Source organism: Stenotrophomonas sp. RS-48, from assembly GCF_030053245.1.
Lineage (GTDB): Bacteria > Pseudomonadota > Gammaproteobacteria > Xanthomonadales > Xanthomonadaceae > Stenotrophomonas > Stenotrophomonas maltophilia_P.
On the sequence record NZ_JASGBV010000082.1, the window covers coordinates 1 to 21,153 of the forward strand.

The following is a 21,153-nucleotide window of genomic DNA, read 5'->3' on the forward strand; positions in this document are numbered from 1 at the left end:
CAACCGCCTGTACTATCAACAACTTAAATTCACATTGCGGTAGGGCCCACCTCCACCAACGAGCGGTCCTTCAAGGACCGGAGAAGCCCGGACATTCCCGCCAGAAGGGGATCTCCGGGCTTTTTTATTGCCTGCGGTACACACCGCTCGCCGCGCGTGTCGATCTCGACATCGGTAAATCAGTTCAGAAATTTCCTACCCCCGCACTGGGGGAGAACGGTCTGCGAAGCCGTTCGTTCAAGGTCGCCATCAGAAAGGAGACCGCGCGGACATACCCCCTTCATCTCGAGTCGAGCCCCCAGGGCACGACCGGCTCATCGCACCTTTCACAAAGGAACTGTATTCATGCGTACGTCGCTTCGGGTTTCCCTTGCCAGTGCCATCACCCTGGCCCTGGCCAGTGCCCCTGCCTTCGCCCAATCCACCGAACGGGTGTGGACGCGGGGCATGGACAACAACCAGCAGTACAGCAGTTTCATCGTCAAGTACCGCGATGGCAGCCGCAAACGCGTCTCTGCCGACACCGCCCAGGATGCGCTGAAACAGCGCTTGGGCGCGCAGCAGCGCAGCAAGCGCTCGGTGGGTGCGGCGCAGGCTGCGGCGGTGGCGCATCAGCGCCGCATGGGTGGCGGCGCCGATGTGATCAGGACAGACAAGGCACTGGATCGTCCGGAGGCCGAGATCCTGATGCAGCGCATCGCCGACGACCCGGACGTCGAATACGTGCAGCCGAACTTCATGATGAGTGCGTTCGCCACGCCCAACGATCCGCGTTACGCCGAACAGTGGCACTACAGCAATCCCGTCAGTGGCGCACGCGTGCCGGCGGCATGGGATCGCTCCACCGGCCAAGGGGTCGTGGTGGCGGTGATCGATTCGGGCTATCTCGACAACAACGACCTGCAGCCGAACCTGTTGCCAGGCTACGACATGATTTCCTCCACCCGGCCGTTCAGCAATCTGCAGTGCATCCTGGGCGGGCTGAATCCCGGTTGTGGCGGTTCCGACGATGGGGATGGCCGCGATGCGGATGCCTTCGATGCCTCGGGCATCGCGCACGGCACCCACGTTGCGGGAACCGTCGCGGCGGTAACCAACAACCAGATCGGCGTGGCCGGCGTGGCCTACAACGCGAAGGTTGTACCGGTACGCGTGCTGGGCAACCAGGGCAATGGCGGCTCGGATGACATCATCGACGGCATGCTCTGGAGCGCTGGCATCGCTGTGCCGGGTGTTCCCGCCAATGCCAACCCGGCCGAGGTCATCAATCTCAGCCTGGGCGGCCGTCGGCCCTGCTCGCCGGCCGAGCAGGATGCGATCGACGACATCACGGCCACCGGCACCCTCGTGGTGGTCGCGGCGGGCAACAGCAACCTCGATGTGTCCGAGTTCGCACCGGCGAACTGCAACGGCGTGATCGCGGTAGCCGCGAACGACCAGGGCGGGCGCCGCGCGTTCTACTCCAACTACGGTGCAGGCATCCATATCACCGCGCCCGGTGGCGAGACGTGGTCGTGCCGCGCCTCGGTGGGCGAGTTCCTGCCCCTGGCCACACCCCCGAACTCGACCAACTGCGCACCGACCCGCCAGCATCCGGCGCAGGGCGTTCTGTCCACGGTGGGCAACAATGCCTTTGACTTCATGTCCGGCACCTCGATGGCGGCACCGCACGTGGCCGGCGTCGTCGCGCTGATGCAGGCGGTGGCACCGGTGCCGAAGACCACCAGCCAGGTCAAGGACATCCTGCGCCGCACCGCCCATCCGATCGCGGCGGCCAACTGCCCGGGGGGTTGCGGTCCGGGCATCATCGACGCCGCAGAAGCTGTCAGGGAGGCCAGCAACTGAGGCCCGGGCGCAGCGGCCCGCCACAGCCGCTGCGCCATGCGTTGCCCGCCGGTCAGATCCACAGGCCACCTTCTCCCACATTCCCGGCACGAAACCCATGAACTGGTTCGACGGCATGGCCATCGGCTTCCTGCTCGGTGTCCTGGCATGTACTGCTGCGGTGGTCCTGGCAATCCGCAACAGCGATCTGGACGATTGACGACCGGCCGCTGAAGGAACCGGCGCACGCCGCTTCCGCCTTGACATACCTCCCGCTAGAGTGGCGCGACCGCGCAGGAGGATCGTATGGCAACCACGGGAATGGGCATCGTCGGCCGCACGGCTCTCGTCTTCACCCTGCTGCTGGCGCTGAGCGGCTGCGCCACCCTGCGCCAGTTCGGGCCCTCGGTGCAGGTCGCCTCGGTTACCCCCGGCCAGTACATCGCGCTCAAGCGCGGTGACATCCTCACCACCGGCAAGCTCAGCTCGGCCACCCTGGAAACCCTGCGCGTGGCCGGTCTGGACGAGGGTGTCTGCGCCAGGCCCGGTCCGCCCTGCATCGATGCAATGGAGGCCAGCATCGTCGTGCGCGAGGAAGACAAGCGCTCGGCCCTGGCCGAACTCTGGCTGCAGTACGCATTGACTCTGCCCGCCCCCAAGCGCGAGTACTCCGCCGAAGGCCGCGCCAAGGCCGTGGTCACCGAACTGGACGCCGGCTTCCAGCCGCGTCTGGATGCGTGGATGCAGGTTGCGAGGCAGGCCTACGCCTATCTGTTCTTCACCGAGCGCACCGCCAACCAGCGGGGTTTCGAGGATCGCCAGACGCAGGTGCGGGACTACTACAACCTGGCCGTGCAGGAAGCCTCCGTGCAGCTGTTCGAGGCCTACGCCACCGGCCGGGTGCACGGCGACACCAGCCGCTTCCAGCTGGGACGATGGACCTTTGTGCTGGCGCCATCAGACGACGGCTCGCCATTGGACGAGCGTACGCCGAGGGAGCTGGTTCCCGCCGCAGCGCTCTCGTTCACCGGCACCCTGCGCAGCGTGCATCGCCGGGATGGCTTCGGCGCCGAGCTGGTGGCGGTGATGGATGATCCCGGCAGCGACGTAGAGGCGCCTGCTGCCGCGGCCAGCGCCGCCGCGCCGGTACAACGCAGCTGGAGCGAAATGCCTTCGCCATCGATGTCGGTGCTGCTGCGGTTCTCCGGCGACAACCTGTGGGAAGTGCTGCACGACGACGAGCCGGAGGTGGAGATCCACGATCCCTACCAGGTTTCGGAAGTCACCCTGCATGGCCAGCAGGTGCCACTGGCGGCCAACTTCACGGCAGGCTACGCGCTGTGGCTCGCACGCTCCAACTTCAGCCGGCAATCGCTGCGCTCGCTTTTCGGGAGCAAGGGCGGCATCGATACGCCGCATCTGTACATGATGCAGCCCTACGACCCGAAGCGCCGTGTGCTGTTGATGATCCATGGCCTGGCAAGCAGCCCGGAGGCGTGGGTCAACGTCGCCAACGAGCTGATGCGCGACGATGAGATCCGCCGGGACTTCCAGGTGTGGCAGTTCTACTACCCGACCAACATGCCCATCGCGATGAGCCACGATGCGATCCGCCACATGCTGGCCGATGTGCTGCAGCACTTCGATCCCACCGGAAAGGCCGCGGCCTCGCATGACATGGTGCTGGTCGGGCACAGCATGGGCGGAGTGATCTCGCGGCTGATGGTGTCTTCGTCCGGCGACCATCTGGTCGAGACCCTGCTGGCAACCGCGCAGATGACGCCGGCACAGCGCGAGCTGCTGCGCACCCGCGGCGCGCCGGTGCTCACGTTCAAGCCGGAGCCGGAGATTTCACGGGTGGTATTCATTGCCACACCGCATCGCGGCACCGACGTCGCCGGCACCCGCCTCGGGCGCTGGATCGGCCGTCTGGTGCGGCTGCCACTGACCGTGCTGGAGGACGTGGCGACGATCGCCAACGACGGCCACGTCGATCGCGACGACGGCAAGCACGGCTACCAGATGAACAGCATCCAGAATCTCGACAAGGATGACCCCTTCGTCAAGGCCGTCGCCGATCTGCCGATGTCTCCGAGCGTGCGCTACCACTCCATCATCGCGCGCGCCAAAGCCGACGGACCGCTGGAGCAGACCAGCGACGGACTGGTGCCGTACTGGAGTTCGCACCTGCCGGGCGCCGAATCGGAGAAGGTGATCGTGTCCGGTCACAGCGTGCAGGAAGCCACGCCCGCCATCGTCGAGCTCAGGCGCATCCTGCATGAAGACATGCAGGCACACGACCGGCGCGATGAATAGCGCAGGCTGATCGCCGTTCCGCCACCAGCCGGGACGGCGGTTCAGCCGTTGCGGGAAATCCCTCATCGCACGTACGCACAGTGCCTCCTATGCTGGCCGCACCTCCCCGACAGCAGGCCAGCCACATGAACACCCAGGACCTCAGCCGCCAACCCCGTCCCGATCCGGCCGAGCGCGATGCCTTCTTTCCCTCGCCCTGGTCGCTCTCGCAGTTCACGTCACCCACCAGCAATCTGTCCGGCGCGGACTATGCCGACGCACGCCGGGATGGCCGCTGGAAGATACTGATGATCGGCGCCGATGAGCGCTACCTGCCGACCGCCAACGGCCACCTGTTCTCCACCGGCAATCACCCGGTCGAAACGCTGCTGCCGATGTATCACCTGGACAAGGCCGGCTTCGACTTCGATGTGGCAACCCTGTCCGGCAACGCCGTGAAGTTCGAATGGTGGGCGTTCCCCGGCGAGGACCGCGACATCGGCGGTCTGTACGAACGTTACCAGGCGCGGTTCCGCCAGCCGAAGGTGCTGGACGACATCGTGGCCTCGCTGGACGCGGCGTCGGACTATGCAGCCATCTTCATTCCGGGCGGGCATGGTGCACTGATCGGTCTGCCGGAGAGCCGCGCGGTCAGCAAGGCGCTGCACTGGGCGATGGCACAGCAGCGCTACATCATCACGCTCTGCCACGGCCCTGCAGCGCTGTTGGCTGCCAGGATCAATGAAGCGGGCGGTGATTCGCTGTTCCGTGGCTACCGCATCTGCGCCTTCCCCGATGCGATGGACCGGCAGACGCCGGACATCGGCTACATGCCCGGGCAACTGCCGTGGTTCTTCGGTGAAAAGCTCGCGCAGCAGGGCGTGCAGATCGTCAACGAGGGTATTGACGGCAGCGTGCTGCAGGATCGCCTGCTGCTGACAGGCGATAGTCCGTTGGCCGGCAATGCACTCGGCCAGTTGGCCGCACGCACCCTGCTGGACGCGCTGGCAGGTCGCTGAACACCGTGGCCGCGCTGGTGCCCATGCTGCTGGAACTGGAGCAGGCGCGTTCGATCGCCGGGATCGGCGCGCTGCTTCGCTCGATCGCCGCGCCCCTCGGCTACGATCGCGTGCTGGTGTTTGCGGCCGGCACCGGGCTGGAACGCGGCGCACACCGCGTGTACTGGATCGAGGGCGACTGGCTGGGCACAGGGCGTGAGACCGATCTTGCCCGCTACCTGCATGCCTGCCCGGTCAACCGCCACGTGCTCGACAGCGATGCCCCGTTCTTCTGGAGCAAGCGCGACGGCGCAAGGGGGGCCCGCTACCAGGTGGTCAGGCAGCCCCGCGGCGACGGCCTGCATGGCCTGCAGGTACCCGTGTTCGGAACCACGGGGCTAGAAGGGGCAATCAGTTTCGCCGGAACGATCATCGACGCTTCCGCGCCTGCCCGGCTGCTGCTGGAGTCTGCCGGCACAGCAGCATTCCGCGCTGCCCGCCGGCTGGCCGAAGCACCGGCCGAACGCCCCCTGGGCGAACTGAGCACGCGGGAACGCGAGGTTCTGCGCTGGGTCTCAGCCGGCCGGCGCCAGGCGGAGATCGCCGCCACGCTGGGGTTGTCCGCGCGCACCGTGGAGAACCACCTGCGCCGCGCGCGCCAGCGCCTGGGCGTTGCGACGACGGCGCAGGCCGTGCGCGCGGCCGCGCGACGCGGCGAGATCGAAGACTGAGCGTGCCCCCGTGCAGCCGCCAGGCCAATGACCCATCCCGGCATACCCTCCCCTGCCAATCCGTGCCATCCTTCATGGAATCGTTTACATGGAATGGAGGGATTCCACGATGCTGTCGCGTTTCCGTCGCCCTGCGCTGTGTGCGCTGCTGGCCTTCGCTCTTCCCGCCATCGCCTGGGCGGCGGCCCCTGCGCCGCTGAAGGTGATGTCCTTCAATGTCCGCACCCCGGCCGACACCGCGCCAGGCAAGCGCTGGCCGGATCGCCGCGATGCGATGGTCAAGGTCATCCTGGATGCCCGCCCGGCCGTCATCGGCACCCAGGAGCTGGTACAGGAACAGGCCGACTATCTCGCCGGCCACCTGCCCGGCTACGCGTGGTTCGGTGAAGGACGGCGCGGTGGCAGCGGCGATGAGCACATGGGCGTGTTCTACGACACGCGGGTGCTGGCCGTGGAGGAATCAGGCAACTTCTGGCTGTCCGATACACCGGAGGTCGCCGGCAGCATCACCTGGGGCAACCTGTACCCGCGCATGGTGACCTGGGCCCTGTTCCGTCGCCTTGACGATGGCCGCCGCTTCTACTTCATGGACACCCACCTGCCCTATCGCGACGAAGACGAACCGCGCCGGGTCAAGGGAGCCGAGCTGATCGGCAGGCGGGTGGCGACGCTGCCGCCGGATCTGCCGGTGGTGCTGACGGGCGACTTCAACAGTGAACCCGGGGGCGGAACCTACGCGACGCTCACCCGCGTTCTGCAGGACGCACGCACCCAGGTGGCGTCTCCCCAGGGGCCGCGCCTGACCTTCCATGATTTCACCGGCAAGGCCACCACGCAGCTGGACTGGGTATTGGTGAGAGGCTTCCGTGCGCGCAGCTTCCTGACCGATGACCGTCGCATCGACGGCGTGCTGCCCTCGGATCACTTCCCGCTGGTGGTCGAGCTGGACTGGCCCCGGCCCTGAGTCGGGTTGCCGCCGCGTTCACCGCGGCGGCTGCCGCGCCAACAGGCGATACAGCGCCTGGTGCTGATCGCGCGCCTGGCAGATGCGAGCGCCGATGGCCAGCAGCACGGCCACGCCGATCAGGCCCAGGCCCAGCATGGAGTCCGGCAGCCGTACGAAGCCGATGGCCGCGGCCAGCATCGCCAGCACCAGCAGAACGACCACCGCGACGGACAGTCCTGCACCGGGTGGTCCCGGATCGCCGAACAACATTCGTTGGGTATCCCGCTTGCCGTCCGTCATCGCCTGTCCTCTGATGGCCCGCCCCACTTGTTACACGGCAGAAGGCGCTTCCGGGAGAGTCAGAAGCGTCATGAATGTGACGGTGTCCACGGCTCACGCCGCGCTGCCCTGCCTGAGTTCGCAAAGTGTGGAGGACGGCATGGCAGGGCGGCAGGCGCCCGCCCATCGGTGGCCCTGACCGGAAACGAGGACGGAGGCCACTGCCTCCGTCCCCGTCCGGTCAATTCACCTGTGCCACGCTCGGCGCCTGCGGGGACTGGCCCCAACCACCCAGCGCCTTGTATACGCCGACTACGCTGACGTTGACCTCCGCCTCGGCGGCCGCCAGTGCATCATCGGCGGCCAGCTGGGTGCGCTGTGCGTCGAGCAGGGTCAGGAAGTCTTCCGAGCCCTCGCGATAGCGGATCTGCGCCAGCGACTCGGCTCGTCGTGCGGCCTGCGCCTGCTCCACCACGATCGCCAGCCGTGCCTGCTGCTTGGAGTAGCGTGTCAGCGCGTTCTCGGTGTCTTCCAGTGCCAGCAGCACCGTCTGCTCGTACTGCGCGGCAACGCCCTCGGCCTCGGCCTTGCTGGCACGCAGACGTGCGCGCACGGTTCCGAAATCGAAGGCTGCCCAGCTCAACGACGGCGTCAGCGACCAGGCCTTGTTGTTGCCGTTGACCAGGCCATTGGCGTCGCCGCCGAGGAAGCCGACGAAACCGGAAAGCGACAACCGCGGGAACAGATCGGCCGTTGCCACCCCCACCCGTGCCGTGGCGGCTGCCAGCCGCCGCTCGGCCGCACGCACGTCGGCACGCTGGCGCAGCAGCTCGCGGGTATCCCCCAGCGGCAACGGCTTGGCGAACGCCGGCACCTCATGCGGCGCGAGCATGTCGGCCAGTACTTCCGGGCGCTGGCCCAGCAGCACCGCCAGGCGATTGCGGGACTGCGTCTCGGCCACTTCCAGCAGGGGAATATCGGCCTCGATCGCCTTCAGCCGGGCACGGCTGCTCTGCACATCCAGCTCGCTGCCGGCACCCAGTTCCCAGCGCGCCTCGGTCAGCTTCTGCGTATCACGCAGATTGACCAGTGTGTGCTGGGCCACGGCGATGCGCTTCTGCGTGCCGCGCAGCTCGAAGTAGTTGCGTGCCACTTCGGCGGCAACCAGTACCTGCGCATCGGCCAGGTTGGCCTGCTCGGCCCCCAGATCGGCGCGTGCCGCTTCGGCAGCACGGCGCTTGCGGCCGAACAGATCCAGCTCCCAGCCCGCATCGAAGCCGAGCTGGTAGCTTTCACTGAACACCCGCTGCCCACCCAGCTGCGGATCGGGTTGCTTGCGGCGGTCGTAACTGCCGCCTGCGGTCACGTGCGGTGCCTGGTCGAAGCGGCTTTCGACGAACACCGCCCGCGCCTGGCTGACACGCGCCACGGCCACGCGCAGGTCAAGATTGCTCGACAGTGCGCCGTGCACCAGCTCTTCCAGCACCGGGTCATCGAACTGCGCCCACCAGCTGGCAACGGGCGATGTGGTGCTGAACACCGGCTGCTCCGCGCCCTGCAGGACGACAGGCTCCTGCTGGGGCGCCTTGTAATTGGGACCGACGGTGACACAGCCGGCCAGCACGAGGCTGGAAACGGCCACCGCCAGGGTGCGGATCACCATGGCAGCACCTCGCCCAGATAGGTGAAGCTGCCACTCGGGCCTTCAGGGCCGATCAGCGCCATCTGCACGCTGGAACGCGCACCTTCGGCGATCTCGATCTCGCCGTGGCCACCATTCATGTCGGTCTTGACGTAGCCCGGGTGCACGGTGTTCACCTTGATCGGCGAGCTGCGGAGCTCGTATGCCAGGGCCAGCGTCCAGCTGTTCACCGCCGCCTTGGAGGCGTTGTAGGCCGGAATCTTGAAGTCATAGATGCCCGAACCCGGGTCGGCGTGCAGGGTCTGCGAGCCGAGGATGCTGGACACGTTGACGATGCGCCCGGCCTTGGCCTGCTTCAGCAGCGGCAGGAACGCCTGGGTCACCGCCACCAGTGCATATACATTGGTGTCGAAGGTGCGACGCCACGTATCCAGCGACTGCTCCGACGGTGCCTGTGCCGGGTTCTCGATCATGATGCCGGCGTTGTTGACCAGGATGTCCAGCCGGCCGTGACGCTGGCGCACCTGCTCGACCGCGTCGGCGATGCTCGCAGCGTCGGTAACGTCCAGCTGCAGCGCTTCCACCGGCAGGCCTTCCGCCTGCAGCTTCAGTGCCTGCTCCACCGCCGTCTCACGCTTGCGGCCGGCCAGCAGCGTGTGCACGCCTTCCTTCGCCAGCTGACGCACGGTCTCGGCACCGATGCCACGGGTAGCGCCGGTAACCAGCGCGATCTTGTTCTGATGGGTGTTCATGGATTCATGCCTTTGGAGGGAGAAGCCGCCGCCGGTCATCGACCGGCGGCGACGGGGTTCCGTATCAGTGATGAATGGTGGGCTCGCCGTGCTGCACCAGCTGGCCACCGCCGTTGCGGGTGACGAACTTGCGCAGGGCGACGTAGAACACCGGGGTCAGGAACAGGCCGAACAGGGTGACGCCCAGCATGCCGGCGAACACCGTGATACCGGTCACCGAGCGCACCTCGGCACCCGCACCGTGCGAAAGCACCAGCGGCACGGTGCCGGCGATGAACGCGATGGAGGTCATCACGATCGGGCGCAGGCGCAGGCGGCAGGCTTCCAGCGCGGCCTCGACGATGCCCTTGCCGCCCATCTCCAGCTCACGGGCGAACTCGACGATCAGGATCGCGTTCTTGCATGCCAGGCCCATCAGCACCACCAGGCCCACCTGCACGAACACGTTGTTGTCGCCGCCGGTCAGCCATACGCCGAACAGAGCCGACAGCAGGGTCATCGGCACGATCAGGATCACCGCCAGCGGCAGCGACCAGCTCTCGTACAGCGCGGCCAGCACGAGGAAGGCCAGCATGATCGCCACCGGGAACACGATGAACGCGGCCTTGCCCTGGGTGGCCTGCTGGTAGCTCAGGTCGGTCCATTCGGTGGCCATGCCGACCGGCAGCACCTGCCCGGCGATCTCGGTCAGCTTGTTCATCGCTTCCGCCGAGGACAGCAGGCGCGGGTCGGCCTCGCCGGCCAGGTCCGCTGCCGGGTAGCCGTTGAAACGCAGCACCGGGTCCGGGCCGAACGTCTGCTTGATGGTCACCATCGAACCGATCGGCACCATCTCGCCGCGGTCGTTGCGGGTGCGCAGCTTGGCGATGTCCTCGACGCTCTCACGGAACGGGCCGTCCGCCTGGGCGATCACCTGCCAGGTGCGGCCGAACTGGTTGAAGTCGTTGACGTACGCCGAACCCAGGTAGGTCTGCAGCGTGTCGAACAGCTCGGTCAGCTGCACGCCCTGCGCCTTCGCTTTCACACGGTCCACTTCCGCATCCAGCTGCGGCACGTTGGCCTGGTAGCTGCTGATCGGGAAGGCCATGCCCGGAGTCTGTGCAACGGTCCCCTGCATCGCCTGCACGGCATTCTGCAGCGCGCCGTAGCCCAGGTTGCCGCGGTCCTCGATGAACATCTGGTAGCCATTGCCGTTGCCCAGGCCCAGGATCGGCGGCGGCATCATCGCGAACGCGAAGCCCTCCTGCAGGCCTGCGATCTTCTGGTTGATCTCGGCGTTGATCTCTGCCGCGGTCCGGCCATGACGCTCGTTGAACGGCTTGAGCGGAATGAACGCCACACCGGTGTTCGGGGTGTTGGTGAACTGCAGCGCGTTCAGGCCCGGGAACGAAATGGTATGCGCCACGCCGTCGGTTTCCTGGGCGATCTTGGCGACCTTGCGCAGCATTTCATCGGTACGTGCGATCGACGAACCTTCCGGCAGCTTCACGCCCGCGATCAGGTACAGCTTGTCCTGGGTCGGGATGAAGCCCGGCGGCACCAGCTTGAAGATCACACCGGTGCCGACCAGCAGGATCGCATAGACCACGAACACGGCGCCGCGACGGCCGAGGATGCGCGCCACACCGCGCTCGTACTTCTCCGAGCTGGACTTGAAGAAGCGGTTGAACGGGCGGAACACCCAGCCGAACAGGCGATCGATCAGACGGCTCGGGCCATCCTTCGGAGCGCCATGGGCCTTCAGCAGGCGGGCGGCCAGGGCCGGCGACAGGGTCAGCGAGTTGATCGCCGAGATCACCGTGGAAATGGCGATGGTGACAGCGAACTGCTTGTAGAACTGACCGGTGACGCCCGACAGGAACGCCATCGGCACGAACACCGCGCACAGCACCAGTGCGATCGCAACGATCGGGCCGGACACCTCACGCATGGCCTGGTGGGCGGCTGCGGTCGGCGACAGACCTTCTTCGATGTTGCGTTCAACGTTCTCCACCACCACGATCGCGTCGTCGACCACGATGCCGATCGCCAGCACCAGGCCGAACAGGCTCAGCGTGTTGATCGAGAAGCCCAGTACGTACAGCGCTGCGAAGGTACCGACCACCGACACCGGAACCGCGATCAGCGGAATGATCGACGCGCGCCAGGTCTGCAGGAACAGGATCACCACCAGAACCACCAGGGCGATCGCTTCAAGCAGGGTCGAGACCACCGCCTTGATCGAATCACGCACGAAGATGGTGGTGTCGTACACCGCTTCGTACTTCACGTCGGCGGGCATGGTCTTCTGCATCTCGTCCATCGTGGCGATGACCTTGTCGCGAATCTCCAGTGCATTCGCACCGGGCGACTGGAAGATGCCGATACCCACCGCATTCTTGCCGTCGAGCTGCGAGCGCAGGGTGTAGTCGCCAGCGCCCAGTTCCAGCCGGGCAACGTCGGACAGGCGCACGATCTCGCCGTCGACACCGCTCTTGAGCACGATGTCGCCGAACTCCTGCTCGCTGCGCAGGCGGCCCTGGGCATTGATCAGGGTCAGGAACTGGCTGTTCGGCAGCGGCTCGGCGCCGAGCTGACCCGCAGAGACCTGCACGTTCTGCTCACGCATGGCACGCACCACGTCGCTGGCCGTCAGGCCGCGCGAAGCAACCTTGTCCGGGTCCAGCCATGCGCGCATGGCGTAGTCACCACCACCGAAGATCTGCGCGTCGCCCACGCCGGGAATGCGTGCCAGCGCGTCCTTGACGTGCAGGCGGGCGTAGTTGCGCAGGTACAGGGTGTCGTACTTGCCATTGGGCGACGTCAGATGCACGACCATCAGGAAGGTGGGCGACTGCTTCTGCGTGGTCACGCCCTGCCGGCGTACGTCCTCGGGCAGGCGGGCCTGCGCCTGCGCCACACGGTTCTGCACCTTCACCGCCGCCGCGTCCGGATCAGTGCCCGGGCGGAAGGTGACGGTCATCTGCAGCACGCCGTCGGAACCGGCGACCGACTTGAGGTACATCATGCCCTCGACGCCGTTGATCGCCTCTTCAAGCGGCGTGGCGACGGTTTCGGCGATGACCTTGGGATTGGCGCCCGGATAGACCGTGCGCACGACCACCGACGGCGGCACCACTTCCGGGTACTCGCTGATCGGCAGGATCGGAATCGTGATCAGGCCTGCGGCGAAGATCACGATCGACAGTACCGCCGCGAAGATCGGCCTGTCGATGAAGAAACGGGAAAAGTCCATGGAGGAATTCCTGGGAAATGCCGCCGGCGGGCAACAGCCACCCTGCCCCTCGCCGATATGACGAAGGCAGGGAAGGCCGCCGCTGGCGCCGGCAGCTAAGCGGAAACTCGGATCAGGAGACGGCGGATCAGCGGTTCAGCGCAGCAGTGGCATCACGGCCTGGTGCGGCGGTCGCAGCCGGTTGCATCGCCACCGCCTTGGCCTGCACCGGCATGCCCGGCATGAAGACCTTCTGCACGCCATCGATGATGACCTTGTCGCCTGCGGACAGGCCCTGCTCGACGATGCGCAGGCCTTCCGCCGTGCGGCCAAGGCGGATGTCGCGGCGCTGGGCCTTGCCATCCTTGTCGACCACGTACACGTACTTGCGATCCTGGTCGGTCAGCACAGCCTTGTCGTCGATCAGCATCGCCTGGAACTGGCCACTGCCCAGCAGCTGCACACGGGCGAACAGCCCCGGGGTGAACTGCCGGTCGGCATTGTCCAGCAGCGCACGCACGCGGATGGTGCCGGTGCTGCGTGCGACCTGGTTGTCGAGGAAGTCGACCTTGCCCGCGTGCGGGTAGCCTTCTTCACCCGACAGGCCAACCTTCACCGGCAGGTCGCTGTCGCGCTCGCTCGGGCGCTCGCCCTTGCGTGCCATCTGCGCGTAACGCAGGAAAGTGCTTTCGTCGGCATCGAAGTAGACGAACACGGTGTCCAGCGAGACCAGCGTGGTCAGCACGCTGGCGCTGTCGCCGGCGGTGACCAGGTTGCCCGCGGTGACCATCGCGCGGCCGGCACGGCCGTCGATCGGCGCACGCACCTTGGTGAACTCCAGGTTGAGCCGGGCAGCATCCAGTGCCGCCTGCGCGGCCTGCACGGCTGCGCCGGACTGGTCTGCCGCAGCGCGACGCTGCTCGGCGGTCTCGGTGGAGATCGCCTGCTGCTCGGCCAGGCGCTTGGCCCGCTCCGATTCACTGCGGGCCAGGGTTGCCTGGGTGCGGGCGCGGGCCAGTTCAGCGGCGGCGCGATCGTACTCGGCCTGGTAGCTGCGCGCGTCGATGGTGAAGAGCACATCGCCCTTCTTCACTTCCTGGCCTTCGACGTAGTTGACCTTGTCGATGTAGCCGGACACGCGCGGACGCAGTTCAACGCTCTGCACCGCCTCGATGCGGCCGCTGAACTCGTCCCATTGGCTGATCTGCTTGACCAGCACCGGGGCTGCGCTGACCTGCGGCGGGGGCGGTGCACCGGCTTCTTCGGCATGGCCGCCACTGCAGGCAGCGAGCACCGCCGCGGCGAGGATCGACACGCCGACCATCGCAATGCGATGGCCGAAACGATGTGGGGTGGTTTTGGGGGAAGTCATGGCATGCATCCGTACGGAGGGGTGGTACAGCTAATGAGAATGGCTATCAGAAAGTGCGGCGTATGCTGCAACCTAAACCAAGGTCAAGGTCAAGCGACACCGACGGCGTCGCGCCACGGTGGTGGAACTTCCAGTCGCAGCAGGCCCCGTGGCAGTTCCGCATCGCTGCTGTCGCAGCGAACGATGGCGCGGTTGTCGCGGCAGCCATCAAGCAGCGACACCACGCGCCGGCCGACCAGCAGCGAGCTCGGCCACTCGATGCATGCGTTGGCGGCGTTGGCCGGCGTACACACCGGGCTGCACACCTCCAGCATCTGCGCACGGACACCAACCGCCTGTGCTTCCTGGTGCACCACCTGCGCGTACATGCGCAGGGCGGCGGTGGTGATCGAGGTCTCGCCGTAGCCGGCCCAGGGCTTGAGACCGGCAGGGCTGCCGATCATCACGTAGCGCCGCGCATGCACGTTGTCACGCAGCAGCGGCAGCAGGTGGCGTACCGCATGCACATGGGGCATCAGGTCGGCCTGCAGTGCGCCGAGCAGTTCGTCGCCCTTGCGGTCCATCACCCGGCCACGGTTGTAAGGACCGCCCATGGCCGCGATCACCGCCGCCAACGGCCGCGGGCGCTGCGCGACGCGCTCGGCCAGGACCTGCGCCGAACCGTCGTCTGCCAGTGAACCGAGCATGGTCTGCAGGCCGGGCTCATCGGCGAACTGCGCTTCCAGCGACGCCAGCCGTCCTGGATCGCGGCCGACCACCAGCACCGGGCTGCCGGCTTCCAGCAGCGCACCGACCACGCCCTGGCCGACCGCACCGGTTCCGCCGAGGACCAGGACTTCGGGCATCAGAATCCCATTCACGGGACATTTCCTCCCAAATCCGGGATAGTCCCGATTCGGCGCAGTCGATCGCTCTTCTGCGGCGCCAAGCGGATGGCACCGCCACGCTGCTGCCGCATGGGCGCGGTAAACTCACGGAAATCCTTGTGCACCAAGGAACTCGGGCGGATCTCAACGGTCATCGCCAGATCCAGGGCGTTCTGGCCGGCATGCCGGAAACGGGCAAGAATGTTGCGCAGGCTCATGGCGGGGGGACTCCATTTCACGAATGGCGCCACGATAGACCTCAAACCTTTACTTGATTAGTCCTGATTAAGGGGAATAATCATCCCGTTCCCGGTCCAATCGATCTGTCACGATTGTCCCACCCCCGACGTCCAGGACTCCCGACCATGTCCCACGATCTCAATGAAACGCTGATCTTCGTCAAAGTGGTCGAGCAGGGCAGCTTCATCGCAGCTGCCAAAGCGCTCGGCCTGCCCAAGACCACTGTCAGCCGCAAGGTGCAGGAGCTGGAGACACGGCTGGGCGCGCGCCTGCTGCACCGGACCACGCGCCGTCTTGGCCTGACCGAGGCGGGCTCGATCTACCACGAGCACTGCCAGCGCATCGCGCGCGAGCTGGAAGAAGCCGAGAGCGCGGTCAGCCAGCTGCAGTCCGGCCCACGCGGCTGGCTGCGTTTCACTGTGCCCTACTCCATCGGCATCACCTGGATCGCGCCGTTGCTGGGCCAGTTCCATGCGCAGTACCCGGAAATCCGCCTGGACATGCACATGGGCAACGAGAAGCTCGACCTGATCGCCGGTGAAGCCGATCTGGCCCTGCGCGTCGGCGCCCTGCCCGATTCCAACCTGGTCGCACGCAAGCTCGGCAGCCTGCGCACGCAGGTGTTCGCCAGCCCAGCCTACATCGAGCGCTACGGCGAACCACTGCACCCGGAAGAGCTTCAGTTCCATCGCATCCTGGCCATGCGCAAGCCCTACCACACTGGCAATTCACCGCGCTTTACCTGGCAGCTGGGCGAGAACGGAGGGGAACTGCGTGACTTCCCGGTGACGCCGCTGATGACGGCCAACGACATGTCCGCGCTCAACGGCGCGCTGGTGTGCGGTGAAGGCCTGCTGCTGACCGGCGATGTGATGGCCAAGCCGTTCGTCGAGTCAGGCATGGTCCGTCGCGTGCTTGCCGGGTGGACAGGTCCGGAGGTGGATTTCAACGCGGTCTTTGCCGGCGGCCGCCTGGTCTCGCCGAAGGTGCGCGCATTCGTCGACTTCTTGGTGGAGAAGCTCAACTTCGACGCCAATTACATGCTGGCGCAGTGCCCTGGCGCGAAGCTGGCGCGGCAGCAGCAGGAGCAGGAAGATGCCGCGCTTGAGATCAGCGGCAAGCGGATCCTGGAGAAGGTGGCCGCGCCGGCGGCGTGAAGCGGGGCCTGCCCGGCGTCATGCGGCGCGCTGTTCCAGCAGATGCTCGATCAGTGCCCGCAGCTTCGGCTCGGCCTGGCGCCGGCTGGGGTAATACAGGAAGAACCCTGCGAACCACGGACAGTACGGCTCCAGCACGCTGACCAGTTCCCCACGCTGCAGCCACGGGCGCCATGTGTCCTCCATGCCGAAGGCCAGCCCGGCGCCCGCCAATGCCAGGCGGGTCATCGTGGCCATGTCATTGCTGGTGATCTCCGGCTGCACATCGACGCTGAACTCGCGTCCGCGCTCTTCGAATTCCCAGCGATAGGGCGCCTTGCGTGGTGCGGCGCGCCAGCCGATGCAACGGTGCCCGGGCAGCTCGCGCGGGTGCCTGGGCATGCCGTGCTGCTGCCCATACCGCGGAGTGCACACCACCACCTGCCGCTGCCGGCCGGACACCGGAATCGCCACCATGTCCTGGGCGATCACCTCGCCCAGACGCACGCCCGCGTCGAAACCCGCCTCGACAATGTCGAACTCCTCATCGGTCACCGTGATGTCCAGCTGCAGCTCCGGGTGCCGGGCGGCGAAGCTGGCCAGCAGGGGACCGGCCAGGAAATGCTCGGCAATGGAGGACACGGCCAGGCGCAGCTGGCCCTTGAGGGTGCTGCCGCGACGTAGCGTGGACTCCACGGCGCTGCCCAGCTCAGCCAGGGCGGGTCTGACCGCCGCAAGCAGCGCCTGGCCGGCATCGGTGAGGTTGACGCTGCGGGTGGTGCGCAGCACCAGAGCGACACCGAGCGACTGTTCCAACCGGGCGATGGTCTGGCTGACGGCCGACCGGGTCACGCCCAGTTGCTGGGCCGCCGCGGTGAAGCTGCTGCAGTCGGCTACCCGCTGGAACACCGCGAGGGCATTGAGATCGACGGACATTGGTTAGCGGATCTATACAAGGTAGTCAGCAGTCGCCATCTTATCGCGACGAAGCAGGCCGTCTACCGTGACTGCACCGGGCACGACCCGGCATTTCCCCCTAGCCCTTCCGGAGACCTGCCATGAGCCATTCCCGAACCATCCTGATCACCGGTGCCTCCAGCGGCATCGGCGCCGGCATCGCCCGCTCGCTGGCGCAGCCCGGCGCGCGCCTGGTGCTGGGCGCGCGCCGCCTCGAACGGTTGCAGGCACTGGCGGATGAACTGCGCCAGCACGGCGCCGACGTACGCGTGCATGCGCTGGACGTGACACAGCGCGCGCAGGTCGAAGCGTTCGCCGCTTCGGCCCTGGAGCAGTTCGGCGCCCTCGATGTGATCGTCAACAATGCCGGTGTGATGCCACTGTCGCCGATGGCATCGCTGAAGGTGGACGAATGGGACCGGATGATCGACGTCAACATCCGCGGTGTACTGCACGGGATCGCGGCCGTGTTGCCCCATATGCGCGCACGCGGCCGCGGACAGATCATCAACATCGCGTCCATCGGCGCGCTGTCGGTCGTACCGACCGCTGCGGTCTACTGCGCCACCAAGCACGCGGTACGCGCCATCTCGGAGGGCCTGCGCCAGGAACACCGCGAGCTGCGGGTCACCTGCATCCACCCCGGCGTGGTGGAAAGCGAGCTTGCGGACAGCATCACCGACCCGGTCGCCGCCGAAATGATGGTCGGCTATCGCGCCATCGCCCTGCAGCCGGATGCGATCGGGCGCGCGGTGCGGTTCGCCATCGAGCAGCCCGACGACGTGGACGTGAACGAGATCGTGGTGCGGCCGACGGCCGCAGCATGACCCGGCCGCCGTTCCTGCGGTAGGCGCCGCGCATCGCCGCCAACGAAAATGCCGCCTGCAAGGGCGGCATTCCCGTTCCGGCTGCGCCGGACCTGCACGCACGCGCCGCGCGTTACTGCTGCAGCGGAATCACGCGGATTTCAACACGGCGGTTCTTGGCACGGCCGGCATCGGTGCTGTTGTCGGCAATCGGGTACGCCTTGCCGGCGCCCAGCGTTTCGATACGCACGCTCTGCACGCCCTGCCCGATCAGGTACTGGGCGACCGAATCGGCGCGCTCCTTGGACAGGCGGTTGTTGACCGCATCGCTGCCGATGCTGTCGGTATGGCCGACCACTTCGATCATGGTCTGGTTGTAATCACGCAGGGTGCCGGCCACGCCGTTGAGCGCGCCGTAGAACTGCGGCTTCAGTGCCGACTTGCCGAAATCGAAGGTGATGCCGTCGGGCAGGTTCAGCATGATGTTGTCGCCTTGGCGCTGCACATCGATGCCGGTGTTGGCAGTGCGCTCGCGCAGCGCGCGTTCCTGGCGATCCTGGTACTGGCCCACGGCCGCGCCACTGAGCGCGCCGATGCCTGCACCGATCAGCGCGTGCTGGCGGCGCTCGGTCGCACTGTCGCCGCTGAGCAGGCCGGCGGCCACGCCAATGGCGGTACCGATCAGCGCGTTGCGACCCGTCCGGTTCTGCTGCTCGGTCGGGTTGCCGTACTGATCGCTCTGCACGTAGGAACCGCCGGTGGCGCAGGCCGACAGGACGGCCGCGCTCATCAGGGCCAGTGCGACATTGCGGGTGGTGTTGCGGATCATGATGGTCTCCTTGGTTTCCGGTCGGGCCGGCGGCTTGCGGGCCGCACAGAGGATAAACAGCAGGACGCGATGCCGGGATGATGAACACGCCGCTAGACAGGCCCTTGTTCAGCTAGCTGTCTGGAACCCCGCGACGGCGCTTTACCCCGCTCCCGACTGGCGGTAGGCGGCGAGCGCTGCATCCCGGCCGGCGGCCAGATCCACAAGAGGGCTGCGCGGATACTCCGGCGCGTGCTCGGCCAGCCACTGCGGATGCTGCCACGGCGCGAAGCGCGCCTTCACCGGCAGCGCCGCCAGTTCCGGTACCCAGCGGGTGATGTAGCGCGCCTGAGGATCGAACTTTTCGGCCTGGGTGACCGGATTGAATACGCGGAAGTAAGGCGCTGCATCCGCACCGGTACCGGCCACCCACTGCCAGCCCATCGTGTTGTTGGCCAGGTCGGCATCGACCAGTGTGTCCCAGAACCAGCGTGCGCCATGCAGCCAGTGCGCGCGCAGGTGCTTGCACAGGTAGCTGGCGACGATCATCCGCACCCGGTTGTGCATGTAGCCGGTATGCCACAGCTCGCGCAGGCCGGCATCCACGATCGGTACACCGGTGTTGCCGCGCTGCCAGTCATGCAGCTGGCCGGCGCTGGGCGTGGCCCACGGAAAGCGGTCGAAGCGCGGGTTGAGGTTGCCGGTGGGGGTCTCCGGAAAGTGATGCAGCAGGTGGTAGGCGAAGTCACGCCAGCCCAGTTGCCGCAGGTAGCCGTCGATGTCGGCGTCGGTACCGGTGCTGCGCAGCCCTTCCAGCGCATGGGCGATGCGCCAGGGCGCGATCTCGCCGAAGTGCAGGTGCGGTGACAGCCGCGAGGTGCCGACCCGGTCCGGCAGGTCGCGCTGCGCGCGATAGCCTCGCAGCGCCCCGTCCTCGAACACCGAAAGCGCCTCCAGTGCGCCGGCCTCTCCCGGCTGCCAGTGCTCCCAGAAGCCCTCGTCCCAGCCGAGCGCCGGTGCCAGCCCGAGCGCCTGCAGCGACTCGCCTTCGACGGCATGCGCCGCCAGTGCCGCGGGCGCCGCCTGCAGCCCGGGCAGGCGCCAGTGACTGAGCACGTTGCGCCAGTACGGGGTGAACACCTTGTACGGCTGCCCCTGCTGGGTGGCGATATCCCACGGCTCGAACAGCAGACTGCCGTTGCAGCTCTGCGCATCGATGCCCTGCTCGCGCAGCGTGCGCTTGATGGAGGCATCACGTGGCTGGGTGGCGGGCTCGTACTTGCGGTTCCAGTACACCGCCGTGGCACCGGTCCGTGCGATCAGTGCCTGCAGCACCGGCAGGCTGTCGCCGATCTGCAGCACCAGGGAAGAACCGCGGCCACGCAGATCCGCATCCAGCGCGGCAAGCGAGCGATGACGCCAGGCGTTGGATGCCGCTCCCGGCGCCCACTCGCCTTCTTCGTGCGGCGCGTGGATGTACACAGGGACCACATCGTGCCCCGCATCCAGTGCGGCCTGCAGGGCCGGATTGTCCTGCAGCCGCAGGTCGCGACGGAACCAGACCAACGCTACCGACACGTGCACCGCCTTTGCTGTGGAAGGCGGCCATGATAGCCAGCACAGGTGAAGACCGCGCAGGGGTGCAACGCCGTCCGCAGCCGGACTACTTCCCGGCGTCGAAACGCTGCATGGCTTCGCGGATCAGCGTACGCGCCTCGGCCGCGTTGCCCCAGCCCTGCAGCTGCACCGGGTTGCGTCCGGCTGGCAGATCCTTGTACACGCGGAAGAACGCCTCGATGCGCTGCCGCTCGATCTCCGGCAGATCGGCCAGATCGCGGACGCCTGCATAGCTCGGATCAACCTTGTCGGTCGGCACGCCGATGACCTTCTCGTCATGTTCGCCGCCATCGATCATCTTCAGATAGCCGATCGGGCGGAAGCGGATGATCACGCCGGGGTGCAGGGGTTCACGGGTCAGCACCAGCGCGTCCAACGGATCGTTGTCGCCCGCCAGCGTGCGCGGCATCGAACCATAGTTGGCCGGATAGGCCACCGGCATCGACTGGAAGCGGTCGACGTGGACCAGCCCGTCGTCCTTGATCTCATACTTGGTGAAGCTGCCAGCGGGAATTTCCACGGCCAGGTTCACCTCCTGCGGTGCCTGCTGCGGCTGGGCCGCCAGGAACGGATGCAGCACCGCATCAGCGGCGGCCACCGCACCGGCCAGCAACAGCAGAGCGGCACCGATGGCAGCAAGAGGAACGATGCGTCGGGGCATGGTCATCGG

18 protein-coding genes are annotated in these 21,153 nt (G+C 66.9%); 7 read left to right on the top strand and 11 right to left on the bottom strand.

Features of this window, described 5'->3' with window-relative positions:
• Nucleotides 1-345: 345 nt before the first annotated feature.
• The 5 genes from QMZ25_RS14595 to QMZ25_RS14615 all read left to right on the top strand — a co-directional run bounded on the left by QMZ25_RS14595 (nucleotide 346) and on the right by QMZ25_RS14615 (nucleotide 6,812).
• The gene (locus tag QMZ25_RS14595) at nucleotides 346-1,845 is read left to right on the top strand and encodes a S8 family serine peptidase (protein ID WP_283219853.1); all 1,500 of its coding nucleotides are present in this window, start codon (nucleotides 346-348) and stop codon (nucleotides 1,843-1,845) included.
• A gap of 285 nt (nucleotides 1,846-2,130) precedes the next feature.
• Nucleotides 2,131-4,140 carry an alpha/beta fold hydrolase gene (locus QMZ25_RS14600; protein ID WP_283219854.1) on the top strand — a complete coding sequence of 670 codons (2,010 nt, stop codon included), beginning with the start codon at nucleotides 2,131-2,133 and terminating at the stop codon, nucleotides 4,138-4,140.
• Between the two features lie 125 nt (nucleotides 4,141-4,265).
• The gene (hchA, locus tag QMZ25_RS14605; RefSeq protein WP_283219855.1) at nucleotides 4,266-5,138 is read left to right on the top strand and encodes a glyoxalase III HchA; all 873 of its coding nucleotides are present in this window, start codon (nucleotides 4,266-4,268) and stop codon (nucleotides 5,136-5,138) included.
• A gap of 5 nt (nucleotides 5,139-5,143) precedes the next feature.
• Nucleotides 5,144-5,848 carry a PA1136 family autoinducer-binding transcriptional regulator gene (locus tag QMZ25_RS14610; RefSeq protein ID WP_283219856.1) on the top strand — a complete coding sequence of 235 codons (705 nt, stop codon included), beginning with the start codon at nucleotides 5,144-5,146 and terminating at the stop codon, nucleotides 5,846-5,848.
• A 109-nt stretch (nucleotides 5,849-5,957) separates the two neighbouring features.
• The gene (locus QMZ25_RS14615; protein ID WP_065181299.1) at nucleotides 5,958-6,812 is read left to right on the top strand and encodes an endonuclease/exonuclease/phosphatase family protein; all 855 of its coding nucleotides are present in this window, start codon (nucleotides 5,958-5,960) and stop codon (nucleotides 6,810-6,812) included.
• 18 nt (nucleotides 6,813-6,830) lie between these two features.
• Here QMZ25_RS14615 and QMZ25_RS14620 read toward each other — a convergent pair whose 3' ends face one another.
• The 7 genes from QMZ25_RS14620 to QMZ25_RS14650 all read right to left on the bottom strand — a co-directional run bounded on the left by QMZ25_RS14620 (nucleotide 6,831) and on the right by QMZ25_RS14650 (nucleotide 15,137).
• Complete coding sequence (locus QMZ25_RS14620) at nucleotides 6,831-7,094, bottom strand: hypothetical protein (RefSeq protein WP_053517461.1); 264 nt, start codon at nucleotides 7,092-7,094, stop codon at nucleotides 6,831-6,833.
• Nucleotides 7,095-7,314: 220 nt separating this feature from the next.
• Entirely contained in the window at nucleotides 7,315-8,736 is a 1,422-nt protein-coding gene (locus QMZ25_RS14625; RefSeq protein WP_053517459.1) for an efflux transporter outer membrane subunit, read from the bottom strand.
• A complete protein-coding gene (locus tag QMZ25_RS14630) occupies nucleotides 8,730-9,467 on the bottom strand; it encodes an SDR family oxidoreductase (protein ID WP_053517458.1) in 738 nt (245 codons plus the stop codon). The genes QMZ25_RS14625 and QMZ25_RS14630 overlap by 7 nt, the downstream gene beginning before the upstream one ends.
• Nucleotides 9,468-9,531: 64 nt before the next feature.
• On the bottom strand, nucleotides 9,532-12,702 hold the full coding sequence (locus QMZ25_RS14635) for a multidrug efflux RND transporter permease subunit (protein ID WP_053517457.1): 3,171 nt from the start codon (nucleotides 12,700-12,702) through the stop codon (nucleotides 9,532-9,534).
• Between the two features lie 127 nt (nucleotides 12,703-12,829).
• Nucleotides 12,830-14,053 (bottom strand): efflux RND transporter periplasmic adaptor subunit, encoded by a 1,224-nt coding sequence (locus QMZ25_RS14640; RefSeq protein ID WP_197600416.1) that lies wholly within the window; start codon nucleotides 14,051-14,053, stop codon nucleotides 12,830-12,832.
• Between the two features lie 89 nt (nucleotides 14,054-14,142).
• The gene (locus QMZ25_RS14645; RefSeq protein WP_053517454.1) at nucleotides 14,143-14,913 is read right to left on the bottom strand and encodes an SDR family NAD(P)-dependent oxidoreductase; all 771 of its coding nucleotides are present in this window, start codon (nucleotides 14,911-14,913) and stop codon (nucleotides 14,143-14,145) included.
• On the bottom strand, nucleotides 14,910-15,137 hold the full coding sequence (locus tag QMZ25_RS14650) for a hypothetical protein (protein WP_053517540.1): 228 nt from the start codon (nucleotides 15,135-15,137) through the stop codon (nucleotides 14,910-14,912). The genes QMZ25_RS14645 and QMZ25_RS14650 overlap by 4 nt, the downstream gene beginning before the upstream one ends.
• Before the next feature lie 147 nt (nucleotides 15,138-15,284).
• On the opposite strand from QMZ25_RS14650, the gene QMZ25_RS14655 reads away from it, so the two are divergent.
• A complete protein-coding gene (locus QMZ25_RS14655; protein ID WP_065174970.1) occupies nucleotides 15,285-16,316 on the top strand; it encodes a LysR family transcriptional regulator in 1,032 nt (343 codons plus the stop codon).
• An 18-nt stretch (nucleotides 16,317-16,334) separates the two neighbouring features.
• Here QMZ25_RS14655 and QMZ25_RS14660 read toward each other — a convergent pair whose 3' ends face one another.
• Nucleotides 16,335-17,231, bottom strand: coding sequence for a LysR family transcriptional regulator (locus QMZ25_RS14660; protein WP_053517329.1), 897 nt, complete (start codon nucleotides 17,229-17,231; stop codon nucleotides 16,335-16,337).
• 122 nt (nucleotides 17,232-17,353) lie between these two features.
• Here QMZ25_RS14660 and QMZ25_RS14665 point away from each other — a divergent pair, with 122 nt between their 5' ends.
• Nucleotides 17,354-18,079, top strand: coding sequence for an SDR family oxidoreductase (locus QMZ25_RS14665; protein ID WP_111185460.1), 726 nt, complete (start codon nucleotides 17,354-17,356; stop codon nucleotides 18,077-18,079).
• Nucleotides 18,080-18,191: 112 nt separating this feature from the next.
• On the opposite strand, the gene QMZ25_RS14670 is transcribed toward QMZ25_RS14665, so the two are convergent.
• The 3 genes from QMZ25_RS14670 to QMZ25_RS14680 all read right to left on the bottom strand — a co-directional run bounded on the left by QMZ25_RS14670 (nucleotide 18,192) and on the right by QMZ25_RS14680 (nucleotide 21,150).
• Nucleotides 18,192-18,887, bottom strand: coding sequence for an OmpA family protein (locus QMZ25_RS14670; protein ID WP_053517326.1), 696 nt, complete (start codon nucleotides 18,885-18,887; stop codon nucleotides 18,192-18,194).
• 141 nt (nucleotides 18,888-19,028) lie between these two features.
• Complete coding sequence (locus tag QMZ25_RS14675) at nucleotides 19,029-20,444, bottom strand: deoxyribodipyrimidine photo-lyase (RefSeq protein ID WP_283219857.1); 1,416 nt, start codon at nucleotides 20,442-20,444, stop codon at nucleotides 19,029-19,031.
• 85 nt (nucleotides 20,445-20,529) lie between these two features.
• Entirely contained in the window at nucleotides 20,530-21,150 is a 621-nt protein-coding gene (locus QMZ25_RS14680) for an inorganic diphosphatase (protein WP_065174967.1), read from the bottom strand.
• Between the last annotated feature and the right edge of the window lie 3 nt (nucleotides 21,151-21,153).